A 1,314-nucleotide genomic window follows, 5' to 3' on the forward strand; every position below is an offset into this window, starting at 1 on the left:
TCGATCAGCAACATCGGCTTGGTCGATGGCAACGTCATCGGCGGCTCAACGTCGGCGTTGCTAGTTGGTACCAGCTTCGGCAAAATCGCGAACGTTTATGCAACAGGGTCGGTAAGCGGCGTAAGAACGATCGGCGGATTGGTTGGCAGCGTCAGCGATCAAAGCGCGACCCTCAGCTACGCCTATTCCACCGTGAATGTCACCGGCTCAGACGGCAATGTAGGCGGACTTGTCGGCGAAAACGTTGGTTCGATCAGCGAAGCTTACGCTACCGGCAACGTCAGTGGTGGCAACAACACGGGCGGATTAGTAGGTTTCAATAACGGCTCTATCGATCACGCCTATGCCGTGGGGAAGGTTATCATGACGACCGGCAGCCATGTCGGCGGCTTGATCGGTGCGGTAGACAATCAATCCAAGATAAGTGGGCTTTTCTGGAATACCGAGACCACGAAACAAGCGAATGGCATCGGCACTGGTGGCAGCACCGGCATCACCGGGTTGACGACCGCACAGATGCAGGATCTGTCGTCCTACGAAGCAACTTACAATGGTTTCGATTTCGACGCGACCTGGTCGCCACCAAACTCGGCGGGCAAGGGCGGTCAGGCGGATGCACACTATCCCGAACTCTACAAGCTCACGCCTGTGTTGACCGTCACCTACATGGGCGCCACGACCTATGGAACCACTAATGCAGACCCGATGAAGACCTTCGTCGGCCTCCGTGCGGGAGACTTTGTTTACGAGACCCCCACCGCTACCCTGGCCTCTAAATCCGATGTCGGCCGCTACGCTGCGCTCTCAGGCGGCAAGATTTCGGGATCGCGCACCTATCGCATCATCGATGCCGGCACGATCACCGTGCAGCCAATTAAGCTGATTGTTACTGGCCAGAAGGCCTACGACGGAACGGGAAATTTCACAGCCGCTCAACTTACCGCCACAGGAGGCCCGCAGGACGAGACTATCACCGTCGCCGATGGCAGTGGCCGAGCGACCTCAGTGGATGTCGGTGAATATAGTGACCGTCCCTTCGATAACCTCAAAATCACGGTGGCAAACGGTAAAAGCAGCAACTACCTCCTGGCCTTAACCGGTAAGCTGACGATCACGCCGAAGACCCTCACCCTCGTCGGGACGAAGACGTATGACGGCAAGGCCGGCTTCGGATTGTCGCAGATCGCCATCCAGGGGGTTGTCGGAACGGACACGGCGACCCTCGTCGGGGGCACCGGTGACGTCGCCAGCGCGGCCTCAGCCAATGCGGGGATTGACGAGGCAGGTACTTTCTCCGGACTGGATTTCAATTTG

1 protein-coding gene is annotated in these 1,314 nt (G+C 57.9%); it reads left to right on the plus strand.

Going from position 1 to position 1,314, the window contains the following annotated elements:
* On the plus strand, window positions 1-1,314 hold a 1,314-nt coding region (locus MFF22_RS24535), incomplete at both ends, for a GLUG motif-containing protein (RefSeq protein ID WP_373320324.1).

The organism is Methylobacterium persicinum (assembly GCF_022179525.1).
Lineage (GTDB): Bacteria > Pseudomonadota > Alphaproteobacteria > Rhizobiales > Beijerinckiaceae > Methylobacterium > Methylobacterium persicinum.